21 protein-coding genes and 1 pseudogene are annotated in these 21,048 nt (G+C 65.2%); 14 read left to right on the top strand and 8 right to left on the bottom strand.

Features of this window, described 5'->3' with window-relative positions; translation table 11 throughout:
* The first annotated feature begins 17 nt into the window (after window positions 1-17).
* The 6 genes from FHY06_RS23185 (at window position 18) to FHY06_RS23160 (ending at window position 5,555) form a co-directional block, all read left to right on the top strand.
* Window positions 18-767: a gluconate 2-dehydrogenase subunit 3 family protein gene (locus FHY06_RS23185; RefSeq protein WP_184606422.1), complete on the top strand. Its 750-nt coding sequence runs from the start codon at window positions 18-20 to the stop codon at window positions 765-767.
* A 1-nt stretch (window position 768) separates the two neighbouring features.
* Window positions 769-2,544 carry a GMC family oxidoreductase gene (locus FHY06_RS23180; protein WP_207918299.1) on the top strand — a complete coding sequence of 592 codons (1,776 nt, stop codon included), beginning with the start codon at window positions 769-771 and terminating at the stop codon, window positions 2,542-2,544.
* Between the two features lie 339 nt (window positions 2,545-2,883).
* Window positions 2,884-3,903, top strand: a complete 1,020-nt coding sequence (locus FHY06_RS23175) for an acyl-CoA dehydrogenase family protein (protein WP_184606421.1) — start codon at window positions 2,884-2,886, stop codon at window positions 3,901-3,903.
* Entirely contained in the window at window positions 3,891-4,667 is a 777-nt protein-coding gene (locus tag FHY06_RS23170) for a PIG-L deacetylase family protein (protein ID WP_184606420.1), read from the top strand. Before FHY06_RS23175 ends, FHY06_RS23170 begins: the two co-directional genes overlap by 13 nt.
* On the top strand, window positions 4,664-5,269 hold the full coding sequence (locus FHY06_RS23165) for a class I SAM-dependent DNA methyltransferase (RefSeq protein WP_311733717.1): 606 nt from the start codon (window positions 4,664-4,666) through the stop codon (window positions 5,267-5,269). The genes FHY06_RS23170 and FHY06_RS23165 overlap by 4 nt, the downstream gene beginning before the upstream one ends.
* Before the next feature lie 46 nt (window positions 5,270-5,315).
* A complete protein-coding gene (locus tag FHY06_RS23160) occupies window positions 5,316-5,555 on the top strand; it encodes a hypothetical protein (RefSeq protein ID WP_184606419.1) in 240 nt (79 codons plus the stop codon).
* 143 nt (window positions 5,556-5,698) lie between these two features.
* Here FHY06_RS23160 and FHY06_RS23155 read toward each other — a convergent pair whose 3' ends face one another.
* A complete protein-coding gene (locus FHY06_RS23155; protein WP_221404365.1) occupies window positions 5,699-5,998 on the bottom strand; it encodes a DUF2934 domain-containing protein in 300 nt (99 codons plus the stop codon).
* A 22-nt stretch (window positions 5,999-6,020) separates the two neighbouring features.
* A complete protein-coding gene (locus FHY06_RS23150; RefSeq protein WP_019657269.1) occupies window positions 6,021-6,740 on the bottom strand; it encodes a glycosyltransferase family 2 protein in 720 nt (239 codons plus the stop codon).
* A 305-nt stretch (window positions 6,741-7,045) separates the two neighbouring features.
* On the opposite strand from FHY06_RS23150, the gene FHY06_RS23145 reads away from it, so the two are divergent.
* From FHY06_RS23145 to FHY06_RS23110, 8 genes are all read left to right on the top strand, one after another.
* Window positions 7,046-9,511 carry a catalase gene (locus FHY06_RS23145; protein WP_184606418.1) on the top strand — a complete coding sequence of 822 codons (2,466 nt, stop codon included), beginning with the start codon at window positions 7,046-7,048 and terminating at the stop codon, window positions 9,509-9,511.
* Between the two features lie 327 nt (window positions 9,512-9,838).
* Window positions 9,839-10,741 carry a LysR family transcriptional regulator gene (locus tag FHY06_RS23140; RefSeq protein ID WP_126185584.1) on the top strand — a complete coding sequence of 301 codons (903 nt, stop codon included), beginning with the start codon at window positions 9,839-9,841 and terminating at the stop codon, window positions 10,739-10,741.
* Window positions 10,742-10,909: 168 nt separating this feature from the next.
* Window positions 10,910-11,851 carry a Bug family tripartite tricarboxylate transporter substrate binding protein gene (locus tag FHY06_RS23135; RefSeq protein ID WP_260310657.1) on the top strand — a complete coding sequence of 314 codons (942 nt, stop codon included), beginning with the start codon at window positions 10,910-10,912 and terminating at the stop codon, window positions 11,849-11,851.
* A gap of 101 nt (window positions 11,852-11,952) precedes the next feature.
* Window positions 11,953-12,639: an RraA family protein gene (locus FHY06_RS23130; RefSeq protein ID WP_184606417.1), complete on the top strand. Its 687-nt coding sequence runs from the start codon at window positions 11,953-11,955 to the stop codon at window positions 12,637-12,639.
* A complete protein-coding gene (locus FHY06_RS23125; protein WP_184606416.1) occupies window positions 12,636-13,562 on the top strand; it encodes a hydroxyacid dehydrogenase in 927 nt (308 codons plus the stop codon). Before FHY06_RS23130 ends, FHY06_RS23125 begins: the two co-directional genes overlap by 4 nt.
* 10 nt (window positions 13,563-13,572) lie before the next feature.
* Window positions 13,573-14,634, top strand: a complete 1,062-nt coding sequence (locus FHY06_RS23120; protein ID WP_184606415.1) for a cyclase family protein — start codon at window positions 13,573-13,575, stop codon at window positions 14,632-14,634.
* Window positions 14,635-14,723: 89 nt separating this feature from the next.
* Window positions 14,724-15,692 carry a Bug family tripartite tricarboxylate transporter substrate binding protein gene (locus FHY06_RS23115; protein WP_260310609.1) on the top strand — a complete coding sequence of 323 codons (969 nt, stop codon included), beginning with the start codon at window positions 14,724-14,726 and terminating at the stop codon, window positions 15,690-15,692.
* A 27-nt stretch (window positions 15,693-15,719) separates the two neighbouring features.
* Complete coding sequence (locus FHY06_RS23110; protein WP_184606414.1) at window positions 15,720-16,703, top strand: Bug family tripartite tricarboxylate transporter substrate binding protein; 984 nt, start codon at window positions 15,720-15,722, stop codon at window positions 16,701-16,703.
* A gap of 128 nt (window positions 16,704-16,831) precedes the next feature.
* Here the strand turns inward: FHY06_RS23110 and FHY06_RS23105 are convergent.
* The 6 genes and pseudogenes from FHY06_RS23105 to FHY06_RS23080 form a co-directional block, all read right to left on the bottom strand.
* A pseudogene (locus FHY06_RS23105) lies at window positions 16,832-17,992 on the bottom strand (IS30 family transposase).
* A 152-nt stretch (window positions 17,993-18,144) separates the two neighbouring features.
* Complete coding sequence (locus FHY06_RS23100; RefSeq protein WP_126472021.1) at window positions 18,145-18,435, bottom strand: hypothetical protein; 291 nt, start codon at window positions 18,433-18,435, stop codon at window positions 18,145-18,147.
* Window positions 18,436-18,548: 113 nt separating this feature from the next.
* Window positions 18,549-18,872: a hypothetical protein gene (locus FHY06_RS23095; RefSeq protein ID WP_221404364.1), complete on the bottom strand. Its 324-nt coding sequence runs from the start codon at window positions 18,870-18,872 to the stop codon at window positions 18,549-18,551.
* A gap of 34 nt (window positions 18,873-18,906) precedes the next feature.
* Window positions 18,907-19,239 (bottom strand): hypothetical protein, encoded by a 333-nt coding sequence (locus FHY06_RS23090; protein WP_184606412.1) that lies wholly within the window; start codon window positions 19,237-19,239, stop codon window positions 18,907-18,909.
* A 53-nt stretch (window positions 19,240-19,292) separates the two neighbouring features.
* On the bottom strand, window positions 19,293-19,841 hold the full coding sequence (locus FHY06_RS23085) for a hypothetical protein (RefSeq protein ID WP_184606411.1): 549 nt from the start codon (window positions 19,839-19,841) through the stop codon (window positions 19,293-19,295).
* 130 nt (window positions 19,842-19,971) lie between these two features.
* Window positions 19,972-20,619 carry a hypothetical protein gene (locus FHY06_RS23080; protein ID WP_184606410.1) on the bottom strand — a complete coding sequence of 216 codons (648 nt, stop codon included), beginning with the start codon at window positions 20,617-20,619 and terminating at the stop codon, window positions 19,972-19,974.
* Between the last annotated feature and the right edge of the window lie 429 nt (window positions 20,620-21,048).

The raw sequence follows: 21,048 nt of genomic DNA, 5'->3' as shown, positions 1-21,048 counted from the left end.
CACACAGGAGCATCCCCGTGACCGCACCGAACTCACCCGATTCTTCCCCCGCTTCCCCCGATTCCTCTTCCAGGCGCAGGCTATTCAAGGGCCTGGGCGCAGCGACCTTCGCCGCCGTGGCGCTGCCCGCCTGCGACAGCCGGCCGGCGGCGGCAACGCCCGGCAGCGCGGGTGCGGCCCCGGAAACGCAGCCCTATACGCCACGCTTTTTCACGGCGGACGAATGGGCCTTCGTCCGCGCCGCCAGCGGGCGGCTGATTCCGAGCGACGCGCTGGGGCCTGGGGCGATCGAGGCAGGCGTGCCGGAGTTCATCGACCGGCAGATGGACACGCCCTGGGCCGCGGGGGCGCTGTGGTACATGCAGGGCCCGTTCCAGGCCGACGCGCCGGCCACGCTGGGCTACCAGTCGCAGCTCACGCCGCAGCAGATCTATCGGCTGGGCCTCGCCGCCGCCGATGGCCATGTGCGAAAGGCGCACGGCAAGCCTTTTGCCCAGCTCGCGGCGGATGCGCAGGACGCGGTCTTGCATGCCATCGAAGCAGGGCAGGCGCAGTTCGACACCGTGCCGGCCGGGCTTTTCTTTTCGCTGCTGCTGCAGAACGTGCGCGAAGGCTTCTTTGCCGATCCCGTGCATGGCGGCAACCGCGGCCTGGCCGGATGGAAGCTGATCGGCTTTCCCGGCGTGCGCGCCGACTTCATGGACTGGGTCGAGCGTGACGTTCCGTACCCCTTGCCGCCGGTGGACCTGAGCGGGAGGCGAGGCTGAGATGGCGGCGCGCACGATGAAGAAGGCCGACGTGGTGATCGTCGGCTTCGGCTGGACCGGGGCGATCATGGCCAAGGAGCTGACCGAGGCCGGCCTGAACGTGGTCGCGCTCGAGCGCGGACCGATGCGTGACACCGCCACCGACGGCATCTATCCCAAGGTGCTGGACGAGCTGGCCTACAGCATCCGCCGCAAGCTCTTCCAGGACGTCTCGCGCGAAACAGTCACCGTGCGACACGGTGTGAACGACACGGCGCTGCCCTATCGCCAGCTGGGCGCCTTCCTGCCGGGCACCGGCGTGGGCGGGGCGGGGCTGCACTGGTCGGGCGTGCACTTCCGGGTGGACCCCGTCGAGCTGCGGCTGCGCAGCCACTACGAGGAACGCTATGGCCGCAAGTTCATTCCCGAGGGCATGACCATCCAGGACTTCGGCGTCAGCTACGAGGAGCTGGAGCCGCATTTCGACTTCGCGGAGAAGGTCTTCGGCACTTCGGGCGCGGCATGGACGGTGGCGGGCAAGCGGGTGGGCGAGGGCGGCAACCCGTTCGCACCGGACCGCTCGAGCGACTTCCCGCTGCCGCCGCAGAAGCGCACGGTGTCGGCGCAGCGCTTCGGCGAGGCGGCGCGAAAGCTCGGCCACCATCCCTACGACCTGCCCTCGGCCAACGCCTCCGGACCCTACACGAACCCCTACGGCTGCCAGATGGGGCCGTGCAACTTCTGCGGCTACTGCAGCGGCTACGTCTGCTACAACTATTCGAAGGCCTCGCCCAACGTCAACGTGCTGCCGGCACTGCGGCTGGCGCCGAACTTCGAACTGCGCACCAACGCCCACGTGCTCAGGGTGAACCTCTCGGGCGACCGCCGCAGCGCGACCGGCGTGACCTATCTCGACGCGCAGGGCAGCGAGGTCGAGCAGCCGGCCGACATCGTCGTCATCGCGGCCTTCCAGTTCCACAACGTGCGGCTGATGCTGCTGTCCGGCATTGGCACGCCATACGACCCGGCCACCGGCCAGGGCACGGTGGGGCGCAACTTCGCCTACCAGAACATGGCGACCATCAAGGCCTACTTCGACAAGGACGTGCACGCCAATCCCTTCATCGGCGCGGGCGGCAACGGCGTCGCGATCGACGACTTCAACGCCGACAACTTCGATCACGGCCCGGCCGGCTTCGTCGGCGGCTCGCCGATGTGGGTCAACCAGGCCGGCGCCAAGCCCATCAGCGGCATCTCGCTGCCCGACGGCGCGCCGGCCTGGGGCAGCGGCTGGAAGAAGGCCGTGGCCGACAACTACAACCACACCATCTCGATGGACGCGCACGGCGCGCACATGAGCTATCGCGACAACTACCTGAGCCTGGACCCGACCTACAAGGACGCGTGGGGCCTGCCGCTGCTGCGCATGACCTTCGACTGGAAGGACAACGACATCCGCATGACGCGCTTCATGGCGCAGAAGATGCAGCGCATCGCCGAGGCCATGGGCCCGAAGTCCCTGCGTGTTCTCGTCAAGAACTTCGGCGAGCACTTCGACGTCGTGGGCTACCAGACGACCCACCTCAACGGCGGCGCGATCATGGGCGTCGACCCGGGCACCAGCGCGGTCAACCGCTACCTGCAGAGCTGGGACGTGCACAACGTCTTCGTGCCGGGCGCCTCGGCCTTCCCGCAAGGCCTGGGCTACAACCCGACCGGGCTGGTGGCGGCGCTGACCTACTGGTCGGCGAAAGCGATTCGCGAGCGCTATCTCAAGGCCCCCGGGCCGATGGCCTGAGAGGCGCGAGCGCACACCGACGACCGCGAGCTGCGACGCGGGGCAAATGCCTGCGCTGCATGACCATCGCGTCCAGGTGGTTGGAGCAAAAAAGCCCGGCCTGAACAGCGCGGGCTTGAGCGGCGGGTCTCGAAGGGTGTCCCGACAACGGACTGCGGCCGGCGTTTGCCTCGGAGCTGTCAGCAGACCCGGCGGCTCGACATGCCGCTGATCAACCGTGGAGAGACGGGCCCGGGCCTCGCGGTTCTTCCTACAACGGTGAGGGCGGCCCGCCGACGGGTGGCGGCGCGGCGCCTGTCTACCTTGTCCCGAAGTTCTTCCCGTCTCCATCGATCATCCATGTACGACCACTCCAGCGACACCGACCTGCGGCACTTGCAGCTCCGGCTCGGCGGCGATCTGGCGCTGCGGCATCTCGTGGAGGCGGGACTGGACGTCCTGCCCATGCCGGGCGGCGGCCGCACCCTGGCGCGGTGGCGCGTGCTGGCGGAAGTGGCGGCCCATGATCTTTCGCTGGTCAAGCTTTTCGAGGGGCACACGGACGCGCTCGCGATCCAGGCCGAACTGGGTGGCGCCTCTATCGCCCCTGCAGGCGCGCGCTGGGCGACATGGTGCGCCGAGCCGCCGGATGCCCGCGTGATGGCCGAAGACGAGGAGGGTGGCGGCGAAGACATCCGGCTGAGCGGCACCAAGGCGTGGTGCTCGGGCGCCGCCGTCGTCACGCACGCGGTCGTGAGTTGCTGGAACCGGGACGGCAAGCCTTGCCTTGCCTTGGTTGAGATGGACCAGCCCGGTGTTCTGGTGACGGGCGAGGGATGGCACGCCGTCGGCATGGCTGCCTCGGCCAGCGTGAATGTCCGGTTCGACCGCGCACGGGCCCGCTGGCTCGGACAGCCCGGCGACTACACGCAGCGCCCCGGGTTCTGGCAAGGCGGTGCGGGCATCGCCGCGTGCTGGTTCGGCGGCGCATGGGGCATCGCGCGAAAGGTCCGTGGCCTCATGGGCAGGGCCCCCGATGCCCATCGGCTGGCACACCTCGGCGCCATCGACGCGGCATTGACGCCTGCGGCCGCGCTGCTGCGGGAGACGGCCGCGTGGATCGACCGCCATCCGCGCGACGATGCGAGGCACGTGGCTTTGCGCGCTCGCCTGGCCGTGGAGCAGGCAGCCAACGAGGTCATGAGCCATGCGGGGAGGGCGCTGGGTGCGGGGCCGCTGTGTCGCGACCCCACCTTCGCACGGGCCATGGCCGACCTGCCCGTGTTCCTGCGGCAAAGCCATGCGGAGCGCGATCTTGCCGCACTCGGTTCGCTCGCTGCGCCAGACGACGGGGAGGGGCCGGATTCGTGGAAGCTCTAGCCCGTCCGCGCATTAGAGGAGAAGGCACCACCGAAGCCGAGTGGAACGGCTGGCCGGGCCTGGCGCAGCTGCCCAGTATCGACGCGCGCACGCTGGTGCCGCGCGGTGCGCGCGCCGTCGTGGTGGCCCCGCACCCCGACGACGAGGTGCTCTCGGTCGGTGGCCTGCTCGCGCAATTGAACGATGAGGGCGATGGCGGCGATGGCGACGCGCGGGTCGCGGTGATTGCCGTGACCGACGGCACGGCCAGTCATCCCGGATCGACCGAGTGGCCCGTCGAGCGGCTCGCCATGCAGCGTCCACGCGAAAGCCGGCTGGCGCTGCGGCGTCTGGGCCTGTCGATCGAGCCCGTGCGGCTGGGCTTGCCCGACGGTGGCCTGGCCGCCTTGCGCGGCACGTTGGCGGCGCGCCTCGTCTCGTTGCTTCGGCCGCGCGACGTGGTGTTCACGACCTGGCGGGGCGATGGCCATCCGGACCATGAAGCGACAGGGCAGGCCTGCGCGCTGGCCGCCGCGAGCGCGGGCGCGCGGCTGGTGGAAGTGCCCGTGTGGGGATGGCACTGGGCGCGTCCTGGCGATGCGCGCATGCCATGGCAACACGCCGTTCGCCTCGACCTGGATGAAGACGCGGTGCGCCGCAAGCACGCCGCGGTGCAGGCGTTTGCCAGCCAGATGCGGAGTGATGCCTCGACGGGTGCCGGACCTGTGCTGAGGGCCACTACCATTGCTCGCGCGCAGCGCGCCTACGAGGTGATGTTCCTGTGAGCGGCGTGTTGCGGCCTTACTTCGACGGCATGTATGCGGCCAGCGAGGATCCCTACGCGGTGCGACAGCGCTGGTACGAGATCCGCAAGCGCGCGCTGCTGCTGGCGGCCTTGCCGCAGCCCCGGTATCGGCGTGCCTACGAGCCCGGCTGCGGCACCGGCGAGCTGACGCAGGCGCTTTCGCAGCGCTGCGATCACCTGCTCGCGAGCGATTTCTCGCCGCAGGCGGTGGAGATCGCATGCAGGAGCACCCGTGCACTGACCAACGTGCAGGTGGTGCAGCACATCCTTCCGGCGCAATGGCCGCGCGACGCGGGCCGCTTCGACCTGATCGTCCTGAGCGAGGTGGGGTACTTCCTCGATCGGGAGGAGATGCGGCGCGTGGCCGAGTGCTGCCAAGCCTCGCTGGAAGCCGATGGCACGCTGGTGGCCTGTGACTGGCGCCCGGATTTCGACGAACGGCGCCTTTCCACGGACGAAGTCCACGCGGCACTGGCTGCGCTCGGTCTGCCGCGCCTGGTGTTCCACGAGGAGGACGACTTCGTGCTGCAGGTCTGGGGACGCGACGGTCGCTCGGTGGCCGAGCGCGAGGGCATCCGATGACCGGCGTCGTTGGCGTTCGAACCGGATTCGTGACGAGAACAAGCTCATGGACGACATGCTCGATCTGATTCAGTGGCCGGCCTTTCTGGCATCCCTTGCTGCGGCCTGGCTGGTCGCATCCGAGACGCGGCGGCGCCGGAACTGGGGGTTCTGGGTGTTCCTGCTGAGCAACGCGCTGTGGACGGCGTGGGGCTGGCACAGCTCCGCCTTTGCGCTGATTGCGCTGCAGGTCTGCCTGGCCGCGCTCAACATCAGGGGGCTGCTCAAGACGGAGCCTTCGAAGTAGGCGCTCTCCGATCTTTCACGCGGCGGCTCGTTGACCTGCGCGCGAGCACTCTGCAAGTGACGCGACAACGGCGAGTCCGGATCTGCCGCGCGCGTCGCCGGATGGTCGATGCCGGAACCGACGACTCGCCCGTCGCGCTACTGCTACTGTTTGCTGCGCTGCCTGTCCACCTGCTCTTCGGCTTCGAGCCAGTCGTCGGTTGCACTTCCAGGGGCGTCGCCTCGTCGCAGGTAGGCCTCGTAGGCCGCCTTGCGGACGGCTTCTTCGCGGCCGGTGTCCGTTGCATCGGTCTGCTCGGACGGGTCGTCCTGTCCAGGAGCGCCTTGCGTCTTGTGCGCCTCCTTGCCCATGTGGCTGCCTTCGGTGGGGCTGTCCTGGCCGATGGCTCTGTTCTGATCGATGTTGACGGGCGACATCGGCCTGGATTTCGGGTCTTGCTTCATGAGGGCTCCTTGAAAGGGTGTTCTACGGGGTCGCGGGGACGCGCATCGAGACACCCAGGGGCTGCGAGACCGCCTCCAGGTGCTGGACGACGGCGTGGATCAGCGCATCCGCGAAGCCGCCGGCAGCCCTCGCCTCCCTGCGTGCGCTCGTGACCACGCGCGGCTTCGCGCTGCGCGCGACGTGAGCGCCCGATGCGATGAGCGCATCCACCAACGCGACGTCTTCGCTGCACGCCAGGTGCCTGAAGCCACCCGCTCGCCGGTAGGCGGCCGCGGACACGCCCATGTTGGCCCCGTGTACGTGCGGATGGTCTTCGTCGTCCGTGTAGGTCCGCCGGAAGTGCTCGGCCAGGAGCGGTGCGTTCTCGCCGTGGGGCGTCCAGTCGGCCACGCCCACGGTGCCGCACACCGCATCGCAGCGCAGGGAGAGTTGGTCGACGAGCCACGAGGCTGACACCATCGTGTCGGCATCGGTGAAGGCGAGCCAGCGGGCCCCGCGCTCCAGGAGCGCCTGGGCCCCCACCGCGCGGGCCATGCCGACGTTGCGCGCCCGGATGCTCACGGTGCTGGCTCCGAACGCGTGGGCATGGATGCCCGTGGCATCGCTGCATTCATCGAGGACCACGACGATCTCGACGGCTTCGCCGTTCAGCCCAGGATGCCGGGCCGCATCGCCCAGGGCGCGCAGGCAGGCACGGATGCAGGCTTCTTCGTTGTGCGCAGGGACGGCGATTCCGATCATTCGTGTTTCTCTTTCCGGTTGCATGCGCTGGGCGGGATGGATGCTTCCGAGACTGAATGGGCAGCAACCCGGGCCGCGTCAGCACGCACGCGGTGCATTTGTAGGCTGGGGTGCAGGTGGCCCATCGCACCGCAACGGCGTCGGCGTTCGTTCGCACCGAGAGGCAGGTGCGCTTGCTGGAGGCCCCGTCGCCCTGGGGCCGAACAGCATCGCGGCCCGTTTATCAGCGGCCTGCGCGCGGTGCGTTCCTACAGCGCCGTGCCTGCAGGGCTCCTAGCGTCGCGCTCCCACTTCACGAGAGCGACATGGCCAAGAAAACCCCCACCTCCCTTTCTCCAGCTTCTTCTCCCGCGGCCAGGTCGGCCGCAAGCCCTGCCGAGATCGATGCGGCCCGCGCCGCCGCGCGCAATACCGACAGCGGCCCTGCCAGCCCCCCTCCCGAAGCGGCAGGCCGAGACGATGCACCCACGCAGAAGGCCATCGACACGCAGGCGCTGGCCGCTGGAATGCCTTCCAACCCCAACAAGTCGCTCGAGCACGGCGAAGCCAGCGCCCAGGCCACACCGGCTGGTGCCACCGTCACGCCGCCCTCGCGTCTGCCGGGTGCGAGCACCCTGTCGGAACACAACGATTCCGACAAGACGGGCACCGTGGCGCCCGAGGGCGTCAATGCGACGATCGGCACGCTCGACCGCGTGCGCGTCGATTCGAGTGGGCAGGTGCTCACGACGAACCAGGGCGTGGCCATTGCGGACAACCAGAATTCGCTCAAGGCCGGCGCCCGCGGTCCGGTGCTGCTCGAAGACTTCATCCTGCGCGAGAAGATCACCCACTTCGATCACGAGCGCATCCCGGAACGCATCGTGCACGCGCGCGGCTCGGGGGCGCACGGCTTCTTCGAGTGCTACGAGCCGCTCTCAGAGTTCACCAAGGCGGCGCCCTTCAAGGAGGCCGGCAAGGTGACGCCGGTGTTCGTTCGCTTCTCGACCGTGGCGGGCGAGCGCGGCTCGAAGGACACTGCTCGCGATGTGCGCGGCTTCGCCGTCAAGTTCTACACGGACGAAGGCAACTGGGACCTGGTGGGCAACAACATGCCCGTGTTCTTCATCCAGGATGCGATGAAGTTTCCGGACCTGGTGCATGCGGTGAAGCCTGAGCCGCACCACCAGATGCCGCAGGCGGCCAGCGCGCACGACACGTTCTGGGACTTCGTATCGCTCATGCCCGAATCCACTCACATGCTGATGTGGCAGATGTCGGATCGCGCCATTCCGCGGAGCTATCGCATGATGCAGGGCTTCGGCGTGCACACTTTCCGGCTCGTCAACGAGGAGGGTGAGGCCTTTCTCGTGAAGTTCCACTGGCAACCGAAGCTGGGCACGCATTCGCTCGTGTGGGAAGAGGCGGTGAAGATCTCCGGCGCCGATCCCGACTTCCACCGCCGCGACCTGTGGGAAGCCATCGATGCCGGCGAGTATCCCGAGTGGGAGCTGGGGCTGCAGATCTTCACCGAGGAGCAGGCCGAGAAGTTCAGCTTCGACATCCTCGACGCCACCAAGATCGTTCCGGAAGAGCTGGTGCCGGTGCGCATCGTCGGGCGCATGGTGCTCAACCGCAATCCCGACAACTTCTTCGCGGAGACGGAGCAGGTGGCCTTCTGCGCGGCCCACGTCGTGCCGGGCATCGACTTCACGAACGATCCGCTGCTGGCAGGCCGCATTCACTCCTACGTCGACACCCAGATCAGCCGCCTGGGCGGACCCAACTTCCACGAGCTGCCGATCAATGCGCCGATCGCGCAGGTGCACAACAACCAGCGCGACGGCATGCATCGACAGGCGATCCATCGCGGGCGCGTCGCCTACGAGCCCAACTCGCTGGCCGGCGGGTGTCCGTTCCAGGCAGGCGCGGCGCAAGGATTCACGAGCATCGCGCGCCGCCTCGATGCCAAGGAAAGCGCGGACAAGGTGCGCATCAAGCCCGAGAAGTTCGCCGACCACTACACCCAGGCCCGCCTCTTCTTCGAAAGCCAGACGCCCGTCGAACAGGCGCACATCGGCAACGCCTTCCGCTTCGAGCTCTCCGAGGTCACGGTGCCGGCCGTTCGTGAGCGTGTCGTGGCCAGCCTGCTGAACGCGGCGCCCGAGCTCGCGCAGCGCCTTGCGCAGGACCTGGGCATGGAACTGCCGGCGCCGCTGCCCAAGGTCCTGGAGACGCCTGCGACGCCCGAGGTCGATCAGTCGCCCGCGCTGTCGCTGATGGCGAGGCCGGGTGACGGCGGCATTCGCACGCGCAAGGTGGCGGTCCTGGTCGCCAACGGCGTCGAGGGTGCATCGCTGGGCAAGGTGGTCTCGTCGCTCGTGGCGGCCGGCGCGGTGCCACGGCTCGTCGGAGCGCGGCTCGGAACCTGCATCGGTGCGGCAGGAGAACGGTTCGCCGTCGATGCGACGCTGGAGAACTCCCCCGGCTTCCTGTTCGACGCCCTGGTGCTGCCCGACGGTGCAGCCGCTGTGGAGGCGCTGGACGCCGACGCCCACACGCTCGAGTTCCTGCGCGACCAGTACTGGCACTGCAAGACCATCCTGGCGCTGGGCGCCTCCGACGCGCTGGTGGCGCAAGCGCAGATCCCGATGACCTTGCCCGATGGTGCCGAAGATCCCGGTCTCATCCTGGCCGATGCCGTCGACGCCGAGGAGGCTATCGAGGCGTTCATTGCGGCCATGGGGCAGCACAGGCATTTCGGACGCGAGAACGACCCGCCGGCTGCTTGAGGGGCTCCGGCTCCGGACGACGCTGCGGCATTGGGCTCGACCGCAGGCTCTTGCGCCTGAGACGAATCAGGTGCGACGCATCGACCTTCGCCTGTCCGTAGCGCCGGCGGATGCAACGGGGTGACGATCCCCGCGGCACCTCGCCGGCGCACGATCGGGCATTTGCCGCCAAGAAGCCCTCGCGGTGTTTTGTGTCGTCCGGGGGCATCCCGCGCCGCGGCTAGACTTTCGCGAGGTGCAGGCGGCCGGCGCGCCTGGCGCATGGCCATCGTGCGCGCCTCGAGTGCGGCTTGCCCTCGGATGTCAAAGCCAACTGAAAGGGAACCCGTGGACCTGCGGGATTTGAGGTACTTCGAAGTCATTGCCGAGCTCGAGCACATGGGGCGTGCGGCCGAGCGACTGCACAAGACCCAACCGGCCCTGACGAGCTGCGTGCGTCGGCTGGAAGAGGCGTATGGCGCGACGCTGTTCGAAAAGACCGGACGCGGCATCCGGTTGACCACGGCGGGACGAGCGCTGCTGAGGTGGGCCCAGCGCACCCGATTCGACGTCGAAAGTGCTCGCCGCGAGATCGGCGACATCGGCCAGGGGCTCTCCGGCCAGGTCAAGCTCGGCATCGTGCCCACCGCGGCGCAGTTCCTGTTGCCTCCTGCTGCGCGGGACCTGCTGAAGGAGGCGCCTGGCGTGACCGTGCGAACGACGGTGGCGCTGGGCGACGTCCTTGCCCCGCTTCTGCGCAGCGGCGACATCGACCTCCTCGTCGGCACGGAAGGCCCGAGCGAACCGGGCTTCACCACGCGCCTGTTGGCCGAGGACCAGATCGTCGTGGCCGCGATCGCGAACCACGAGTTGTTCTCGAAGACCAAGGTCACGCTGCGCGACCTCGCGAACTACAAGTGGGTATTGCAGCCGCAGGGGGCGCCTATCCGTGACTGGCTCGACCAGACCTTCGACCGGCATCACCTGCCGCGTCCGGTCGTCCAGGTGGAAAGCACCATGCTCCTGATGCTGCCCGCGTTGATCGGCGAGACGGGCCTGCTGAGCTTCATCTCTCGCCTGCATCTGCAGGAGGGCAGTTCGGGGGCGAGGTTGCGCGAGGTGAAGCTGCGCGGCACCACGATGCGGCGTCGAATGGTGGTGACGTTCCGGGAAAGCGGCTACGTCTCGCCGGCTGCCCAGCGGCTGATTGCACTGCTGGCCAGGCACGCCCGGCTGCCTGCGGCCGAATAGGCAAAGTCAGATTTATCGATTCCAAGAAAAGTTCGATTGGACCGAATGAAGGGGGCGGCGAATACTCCAGTTCCATAGAGGTGCGCCTGACGCACACAACACTGGAGACATCAAGTGAACTCGTTGCACAACGTCCGCGCTCTGCGCGCACTCGCCCTCACCGCCGGCATGCTGGCCCTTGCGTTCGCTTCTGGCGCCATCGCGGCAGAGACGTATCCTGCCCGTCCCATCAAGCTCATCGTGCCGTTTCCTCCTGGCGGAGGTCCCGACCTGATTGCACGGGAAGTCGCAACGACGGTCACAACGCAGCAGGGCTGGACCATCATCATCGACAACAAGCCCGGCTCGGGCGGGAACATCGGCATGGACGCAGCCGCCAAGGCGGCGCCCGACGGCTACACGCTCGTGATGGGGCAGACGTCGAACATGGCCATCAATCCATCGCTGTATGCCAAGCTGCCCTACAACCCGCAGAAGGACCTGACCCCGGTGGGGTTGGTCGCGAGTGCCCCCTTGGTCATCGCGGTGGCCAGCAACTCGCCTTACAAGACGCTCGCGGACCTCATGAATGCCGCCAAGGCGAACCCGGATGGCATCAACTACGCGAGCTCCGGAAGCGGCACGGTCGCTCACCTGGCGACGGAACAACTCCAGCGCATCGCCAACGTCAAGCTGACGCACGTCCCCTACAAGGGCGCGGCGCAGGGCGTCACCGACCTGATCGGCGGCCAGATCCAGATGTACATCTCGTCGGTGGTCACGCTGAGCGGTCACATCAGGAACGGCAAGATGCGTGCCCTCGCCGTGACCTCTGCCAAGCGTTCGGCCGACCTGCCGAACGTCCCGACGGTCGCGGAGGCTGGGTACAAGGGCTTCGAGGCTGTGACCTGGTTCGGTATCGCCGCGCCTGCCGGCGTGTCCAAGGACGCTGTCGGCAAGCTCAACGCCGCCTTCAACAAGGCACTCGAGACTCCCGACGTCAGGAAGAAGCTCACCGAGCAAGGTGCCGACGTACTGGGCGGTCCCTCCGAGCAGTTTGCCGCCCTGGTGCGCGACGAGACGGTCCGCTGGGCCAAGGTCGTCAAGGAATCCGGCGCGAAGGTCGACTGACCTTCCTCTCTCTTCTTTCCCTTCTTCTCTTGTCTCCCGAGACGGCTCTGCGTGTGCAGGGTCGGGGCCAATCTCACCCTTCTTTTTTTGGAATCCGAACCATGAGCAACGTACCCGACATCATCCGTGACTTCGACCGCGTGCCCGCGAACGTCGTGAAGGAGGCATCGACCTTTCAGCCCGCCATCCTGGCGGACGTCGCCGGACGGCGCGGCGCGATGCATGGACGCATCAAGGCCTTGCGTCCGAACATGAAAGTCGCTGGCACTGCCTTCACGGTGGAGGTTCGTCCCGGCGACAACCTCATGATTCATGCAGCCATGGCCATGGCAAAGCCGGGTGACGTGCTCGTCATCGACGGCAAGGGAGACCGGACGGCGGCGCTGATGGGAACCATCATGATGACCGCCTGCAAGAAGCTCGGCATTGCCGGCGTGGTCATCGATGGCGCCGCCCGCGACAGCCTGGAAATCGAGGAAATGGACTTCCCCGTCTTCTCCGTGGGAACCAACCCCAACGGTCCGACCAAGATGGTGCCCGGCCGTATCGGCCACCCCGTGTCGGTCGGCGGCGTCATCGTGAACCCCGGAGACTTCGTCATCGGCGACGCCGACGGGGTGGTGGTCGTGGAGCGCGAGAAGATCGAAGGGCTGTTGCCCAGCGCTGCCAAGAAAGTCAAGGACGAGGCGGCTCGCATCGAGGCCATCAAGGGCGGCGACACGAACGCCAAGTGGTTGGTGTCCGCACTGCGCGCCGCGGGTGTGCTCAAGGAAGGGGAAGTGCTGTGAGCACCATCGTCATCACGGCCGAAGCGATTGCGCCCAGCGCCGTCGCACTGCTGCAAGGCCATGAGCTCGTCTACACCGGCAAGACGCCCACGCCGGAAGACATCGTCGCCCTGTGCAAGCAGCACAACCCGGCGGCGATGATCGTGCGATACGGCAAGGTCGGCGCGGCTGCGATGGATGCGGCTCCCGCTCTGCGCGTCATCTCCAAGCATGGGTCGGGCACCGACAACATCGACAAGGCAGCGGCCAAGGAACGCGGTATCGAGGTGGTCGCCGCCGTGGGGGCCAACGCCAACGCAGTCGCCGAACATGCATTCGCCTTGCTTCTGGCCTGTGCCAAGTCGATTCCAGCCGTCGATGCCCGGATGCACGCCGGTCACTGGGAGAAAGCCTCTCACTCCAGCCTCGAACTCTCCGGTCGTACGGTGGGCATCGTGGGTCTGGGAGCCATCGGCCGTCGTTTCGCTCGGATGGCCGAGGGCTTTGGAAAGAAGGTCGTCGCGTTCGACCCGTTCGCCAAGGATGTGCCCGACCACGTGACGCTGGTCGACCTGGAGGAGTTGTTCGCTCGGTCCGACGTCATCTCGCTGCACTGCCCCCTGACGGAGGACAACCAGGGGCTGCTCAACGCGAACACGCTCGCCCGTTGCAAGCCTGGAGTCATCATCGTGAACACGGCACGCGGCGCTCTGATCGACGAGGCGGCACTGCTGGATTCCGTGCGCTCCGGACACGTCCGCGCAGCGGGCCTGGACAGCTTCGCCGTGGAGCCCATGGCGCCCGGCCATCCATTCCAGTCCCAACGCGGCTTCGTGTTGAGCCCCCACGTCGGTTCGGTGACTTCGGACGCGTACATCAACATGGGCGAATCGGCTGCCAGGAATGCGCTTGCCGTGCTCGCCAGGCAGGCTGAAGCGGCCTGAGGAGCGTTCCATGCAGCGATGGAAGCACGCTCCCGAAGGCAGCACCTGGGGCGAATTCGGAGCCGACGACCAGCGAGGCCGGATGAACCTGGTCGACCGTTCGAAGGTTCTTCAGGGCGTGGCCGAAGTGAAGCTCGGGAAGACCTTCTGTCTGTCGCTGCCTCTGGACGTGCCCGGCGGAATGACGATGAATCCCCGGCGGATGCCGGCGCAGACCTTCTCGACCCTGCGCGATGGCAAGAGCGCCGGTGCACAGGGTTTCTGCTGGTCGTACCTCGACGAGGACACGACGCTGACCGATGTGGTCTGCGACGAAGTGCTGGTCATGAATACGCAGTATTCGACCCAATGGGACAGCCTCGCGCACATGGGCAGTCGCTTCGATGCGGACGGCGACGGCCAGCCCGAAGCCGTCTTCTACAACGGCTTCCGCGCCGGCGTGGAAATTCGCTCCTCCAAGGAGGACGAGGAGGCGCCTGTCGACTGGATGCGCTTTCCGGCGCCTCGCGCAGAGGCATTGGGCATCGAGAACCTAGCCGAACACGGCGTTCAAGGGCGCGGCGTCATGGTCGACCTGGAACGCCACGTCGGGCGTCGCCGCGAAGCCGTCGGCTACGAGCGACTCATGCGCATCCTCGAGCAGGACCGCGTCGAGATCGAGGCTGGGGACATGGTGTGCATCCACACCGGATTCGCCGACACGCTGCTTGCGATGAATCGCCAACCGGATCTCAAGAAGCTTCACGAGACGGGCAGCGGACTGGATGGCAACGACGCCAGGCTGCTGAACTGGATCGTCGATGTGCGTCTTGCATGCCTCCTGGCCGACAACCCCGCGGTGGAACTGGTGGTGCCCCGCCTGACGCAGCCCACGCCCATTCGGGGTCCACGGCTGCCGCTGCATGAGCACTGCCTGTTCAAGAACGGCATTCATCTTGGGGAGTTGTGGCATCTCACACCGTTGGCGAAATGGCTTCGAGAGCATGGACGCTCTCGCTTCCTGCTGACAGCACCTCCCTTGCGCCTTCCGGGCGCCGTAGGGTCCCCTGCGACCCCTATCGCGACCGTGTAACCCGCACGCTTGTGCCGACGGTATCGCGGACCAGGGGCCGCGTGGGAAGTCGCTGCCTCTGACCAATACCCTTTTTACTGGAGACAAAAATGAAGCAATGGATGAAGCCCGCTCTGACCGCAGCCGCAATTGCGCTTGGCTTGGTCGGCGCAGCGCATGCGCAATGGCCCGACAAGCCCATCAAGCTGGTCGTGCCCTACCCGGCAGGCGGCGCAGCAGACAACACGGCGCGTATCCTGGCGCAGTACCTCGGCGAGCGGCTCAAGCAGCAAATCATCGTCGACAACCGCCCAGGGGCGAGCGGGACGATCGGCGCCTCGTATGTGGCAAAGGCACCTGCCGATGGCTACACGCTGCTCCTGGACGCAACGTCGTACACGGTGAATCCGAGCCTCTTCCCCAAGCTCAACTATGACCCCGCGAAGGAACTCGCCCCGGTCTCGCTCATCATGCAGGTTCCACTGCTCATGGTCGTGCCCGCCAACTCCCCGTATGCCTCGGTTGCGGATGTAGTGAAAGCGGCGAAGGCCACTCCTGGAAAGCTCACTTATGCGTCCGCCGGCAGCGGCGGCGCCCAGCACCTGGCGGCGGAGTTGTTCTCCCAGAACGAGAAGATCTCGATGACGCACATTCCGTACAAGGGTGGGGCGCCGGCACTGACGGACCTGATCGGCGGACAGGTCGACCTGATGTTCAGCGCGACCACGGCGAGCGGAGCGTTCGTGAAGGGCGGCAAGCTCAAGCCGCTGGCCATCACGTCGTCCAAGCGGCAGGAAGGCTGGCCCCAGGTTCCGACTGTCGGGGAGAGCGGCCTCAAGGGTTTCGAAGTGAACGAATGGAACGGCCTGTTCGCGCCGGCGGGCACGCCTCGTCCCATCCTCGATCGCCTCGAAACCGAGACTCGCGCCGTCATTGCAGACAAGGCGGTGGCGAGTCGCTTCGCCGAGATGGGGGTTCAAGGCGTGGGCTCAAGTTCCAAGGACTTTGCGGCATTCGTGAAGTCGGAGACCACCAAGTGGGCTGGCGTCATCAAGGCCGGCAACATCAAGGTCGATTGATTCGCAGCCCACAGAGTGGAGAGATACATGTCGAAAGCACCCTCACTGGCGCCGATTCTGGGGCTTGCCCTTGTTGCCGCCCTGGCCGTCAACGTCTCGGCTCACGCCGCTGACACCTATCCGAACAAGGCGGTCAAGGTCGTCGTTCCATATCCTCCCGGTGGCGCGGTGGACCAGGTCACACGCCGCGTCGCGCAGAAGCTCACCGAGCAAACCGGACAGAGCTTTTTCATCGACAACAAGGCGGGAGGAACCGGCACCATCGGCATCGGTCAAGTCGTGCGGTCGGCACCGGATGGCTACACCCTGGTGGCGAACGATCTGACCTATTCCATCCTGCCGTACGTATTCAAGAAGCTGCCGTGGGACCATGACCACGACCTGGTTCCCATCGCAGCATTCAACTTCGCCCCGGTGGCTGTGGTCGTGGCAAGCGATTCGAAGTTCAAGACGCTGGCAGACCTCGTCGCGTATGCGAAGGCCAACCCCGGCAAACTGAACTACGGCACGGGTGGCTCCGGAACCATGCCGCACTTCGGAACCGAGGCGTTGAAGCGTGCGGCGGGCTTCGAGGCGACGCACGTCCCTTTCAAGGGTAACGGTGAAGCCACGATGGCGCTGCTCGGAAACCAGATCGACTTCCAGTTGGCATCGACGGCGGGTGTCATCAGCCAGGTCAAAGGAGGCAAGGTCCGCCTTCTGGCGATCAGCGGCGCCAAACGCCTGAATGCACTGCCCGACGTGCCGACTTTCGCCGAGGCCGGATTCAAAGGCTACAGCGTCGTGAACTTCACGGGCCTGTGGACCCCGAAGGGCACGCCTGCGCCAGTCGTCGCCAAGCTTCAGAAAGAGATCGTGGCGGCAATGGCGAGCAAGGACGTCCAGGAATTCGCCGAGAGCATCGGCTCGGTTCCGAACGTTCTGAGCGGCGATGAGTTCACCAAACTGCTGCGAGAGAACTCGCGGCTTTGGGGACAAGTCGCCGAATCGGCCCAGATCGAGAAGCAGTGATGACGGCGGGGGAGGCGTGTTCTTCCTGAGGCTGATCAGGTCGAGAATGCCCCCCGCGGATGCCGAGATGAGCAGTTGCTGGAGGGCTGCTTTCGATGTGAGCTGAACTTCCGCCTAGGGCGGCGGATTCAACCGGTCGATGCAACAGATTCGCTGAACATCTCAGCGGGTGTCTGGAAGCCAAGCGTCTTACGTGGCCTCTGATTCAATTGTCGCGCGATCGCGTTGAGTTGAGTCTGTGAGTAGCCCGAGATATCGCTGCCCTTCGGCATGTACTGCCTGAGCAACCCATTTGTGTTCTCGTTGCTTCCGCGTTGCCAGGGGCTCTGTGGGTCACAGAAGTAGACCTGGATGTCGGTGGCCATCGTGAATTGCTTGTGCCCGTGCATCTCCGTACCTCTGTCCCAGGTCAGTGATTTGTAGAGCTCCTGCGGCAGCTTACGAGCATTCTTGATGAGCGCGTTCACGACCGTCTGCGTGTCTTTTCCTTCCAGCTTCACCAACATCACGTATCGCGTTTGGCGCTCAACCAGCGTCGCGATTTGGCTGTTGGCGCTGCCGAAGACCAAGTCTCCTTCCCAGTGACCAGGCACTGCCCGATCCTCGACAGAGGCGGGGCGCTCGCTGATCGAAACGGCATCGATGATCTGCCCATGGATCGCCGTCTTCTGCGTGTAGTGACGAGAGCGACGTATGCCGCGAGTACGTCTCAGGTGCTCCAGCAGCTCCTTCTTCAAGGCGCCGCGCGCCTGGATGAACAGGCTGCGGTAGATGGTCTCGTGTGACACGTGGAAGGTCTCGTCGCACGGATAAGTATGCTTGAGCCACCCAGCGATTTATTCTGGCGACCACAGCAGGCGCAGCTTGTCGGTCACAACGCGCGCCAAGGCGCGGTTCTCAGCCAGTTTGCAGCGTTTGGGACGATGTGCCCGATCCCAAGCTGCGCCGTCGGCTTGATTCGCCCGGTAGCCAACTCGCCCGCCATTGCGCTCGATCTCGCGACTGACCGTGGAGGGAGATCGTCCGATTCGCGTCGCGATCGCACGGATCGAGTGACCAATCACCAGGGCGCGAGAGATTTCCTCTCGCTCCGCAAGTGTCAGTGCCAGCCTCGAGCGATGTCGTTCGGGTGGGCGGATCCCGCCCGTCTGAGCCAGGATGCCTCGTACGGACCCGTGCGATCGATCAAACAGATGAGCGATCTGATGAAGAGTCCAGCCAGCTTTCCAGCGCTCCCACATCAATGCCTTCTGGCTGTCTGTGTAGTAGGTTCGTGTCCGGTACTTCATCTGCAACACTCCTTCTGCCTGCGCAGCTTTTAGTGTGTTGCATCGACCGGTTGAATCCGCCGCCCGAAGCCGAAGTTCGATTCAATCCAAAGCGGTCTCTCGCCTGGTCGATCGAGTGGCGGTGCGAGGCAGATTGCTGGCTCTAAAGAGCCTTAAGGCTGCCGCGTCGCACGGCGCCATAATTCCTCGAACTCTGCGAGGGACAGTTCGGTGAGGGCCGCATCCCTTTTCAGATTTTCTGTATCGGCCTCTGGAAATTCGGGACGGGTCGTGAAGTCATACTGCTCGTTGTTATGAGCGCTAGGGGTTGCCCACCACAGCTCATGCTCAAAGCTGTTAATCATCCGAGTGATCATGCCGTCATGGACTTCGCAGTAGAAGAGTCCAGGAATCCCTTCATGACTCTCGTTGTACGTTCGATAGTACTTTCGGATCGACTGCATCAGTTCGAGTATCTTGAATGAACGACCGATGATGGCCGAATGTAGCTGGACAGGTCGCCTGCGCAACGGGCCCTAAGCCGAAGTTCACTCTTCTCCGAAGCAGACCTTGTGTCTTATGTGGAGATCTTGGCCAGGAGGTCCGGGCGTACCTCCTCCGGCGTGAAAGCCCTCAGAATTACTTCTTTGGGCTCGACCGCACCTTCGGCTCGTGCCAAATCTATCCTGGCAATCTGCTCTGGAGATAGAAAGTGGCCCTTCAGGGCGACGGCAATGCTCGTTATCTGAGTACGTCGAGCAAGGAACGCATGCATCTGCGCGACGGTAAGTCCGATCTCGTGGCCTGCGGCGAGCTCTGCTGCAACGTGGACCGTAATGCCCGAGCCGGCGTCCACATTAACAGCCGTCTTGAACTCGGCAAAGTATTCGTCAAGGTTCATAGTGTTTCCGCTCATGGCCGAATCCTGCTGTCGCCTACGCATGCCCCATGTCATCGAGGCGACGAAGCTCTTGGGCCTCGTCCTCGGACGCATGGAAGATGTTCTGCAGGGTCTGCGGCGTGATGGGCCTGCCACCCTCGGTGACAAGAGGTTGATGCCCGCCCTCCTCGATGGCTGATAGGAGCGCCCGCACTTTCGCAAACACGTCTTCGGCTCGGTTCCCGAAAAGTTCTTGGTCGAACACCGGCTCGCCTTCCGACAGACGTTGACGCACTTCGAGCACGCCTAGGTTGGTAATTCGGCGAACATCGCCCACGAGCGAGACGGATGGGTCACAAGGCGCTATCGAAATGGTCACGCGGCTCATCGTCGTCGTTGAGGGGGTGATGGTCAATGACAGGTTTTGGCCGCGGGCCGACGCTACTGCTGAACCCGCGCTCGCGCCAAATCGTACTCGGGCGGGGAAGATGCGCTGTGCGTAAGGCGTCCCCCGCTCTGATAGTGCTCCATCGCCTTGGGGCCAACCCAGTACGCATTGACCCGCTCGAACAGTTTCCCGATCGCATAGCTGCAAGCAGATTGAAGCTTTTTGGCCTGCGGTGTGTCAGATGCGGATGCGACCCGGCCCGAGATGAGCGTCCCCTTCGCATCGAAGCCGCCATGGCTCAAGGTGATACTGGCCGGATTGAGCAGTTGGTCTATCGCGAAGCGGATTGGACCGCCCGAAATGGGGACTGGTCGCACGTGAACCGCCACACCGGCTGGCGTAACCAGGTAGGTTGGGCAATCTATTGACGAGCTTGCCGCCGGGAGGTGCAGACTAGGGATCGCCCGACCGGCGAGCACCGAGCTCACATCGGGCGTGTCAAAGATGCCGGCGAGAGTGTAGGAGACCGCAGCCCTGCTTTCGAGCAGGTCGAACACTGGAAGCAGGTCCTCGGGAAGCGCGAAGAAGTGTCGCTGTGTCATGTCCGTCGGTCAGTTCGTTCCGGGGGATTGGAAGGTGGGCGTGAATGGCCGGTGTTGGCCGCCTGGAGTCGCGCACAGACCCGCACGGCGACTGGCTTGAGAGAGTGCGCCATTTCGCGTGGCACGCCGTCTAGAGAAAGTCGCGCCAAGGCGACGCATCTAGGACGGCTTTTGCTTGTGCCACGCCACCCTCTCTGTAGGCATTGGCAACTGCGATGGTGGAAGCTTGCAATTGAAGCAATTCGTCTGCCGTTGGTCCACGTCTCAAGGCAGTAGGCTGCTCCGGAATCCTCTCGATGATTTCGCGCAGTTCTCGAATGACTTTCTGATGCTCCAAATGCCCTTCACAAGCTGAACCGCGCACCTCACTCAGAGCCAAATCGACGATCCATCCGTTGTGGGGCACGCGGTCGCGAGCCCGTCGTAGATGGCTTGCATAGGCGGCGTGAGGCCGGAGCGCAGCAAGAAAGGATGCTTCAACGACGCCCTGCCACGAATAATGAGTAGACAGATCGGCAACAAGTTCTTCGTCTAGTTCGCTGGCCGCCTTTGCGCATGCATATAGCGTATCGAGCGGCTCATACCTTACCAACGGAAATTGCCAGAGAAGCGAAGCCAACTCCCGCCCATCATCTCGCAGTCTTGTCCAGAATCGAAGTGCCGCTTGCGGCTTCATGAAGCGGAAGTATGGAACCTCATGAAGGAGTCGGAGCACATCGGATTCAACGTAGAACACATCGCACCTACAAAATTCTTTCGGGTTGAATGCTGCGTCCAAAGCCGGAGAAACTTCGGCAGACGAAAGACGGCTAGTGCTTGTACATCGGCTTGCTTTCAATGTCCCGTTCTGGCCGACTGTAGCCGGTCGCGACAGCATCGTGAACGGGCCCAAACCGGCTGTGCGGATTTCTCCAAACCTGACCCTCAAATTGGCGCGATGCAAGCGGACTTTGGCCGCGACCGGTGAAGACGGCGGGCCTACGGTTGGTCCCCAGCCGTCGGGTCTCCCAGCCACCATCGCATGGTCCGCGCGGCAGCAATCTCGCCGTCACTCAGGCCTTCAGTCGCTTGCACAGATGCGAGCGCATCGATTGCCGCCTGCTTCCCAAGCACTCGGGCGAAATACTGGGGAAGTTGCTCGACGCTGAGGTCGTAGCTTGGCAGAGACGCTCGCATGCATTCGACCAAGTCAAATTCCTTGGTCGGC

Origin of the sequence: Variovorax atrisoli (assembly GCF_014195185.1) — a bacterium.
GTDB lineage: Bacteria > Pseudomonadota > Gammaproteobacteria > Burkholderiales > Burkholderiaceae_C > Variovorax > Variovorax atrisoli.
This window is presented reverse-complemented; position numbering and strand designations above follow the sequence as displayed.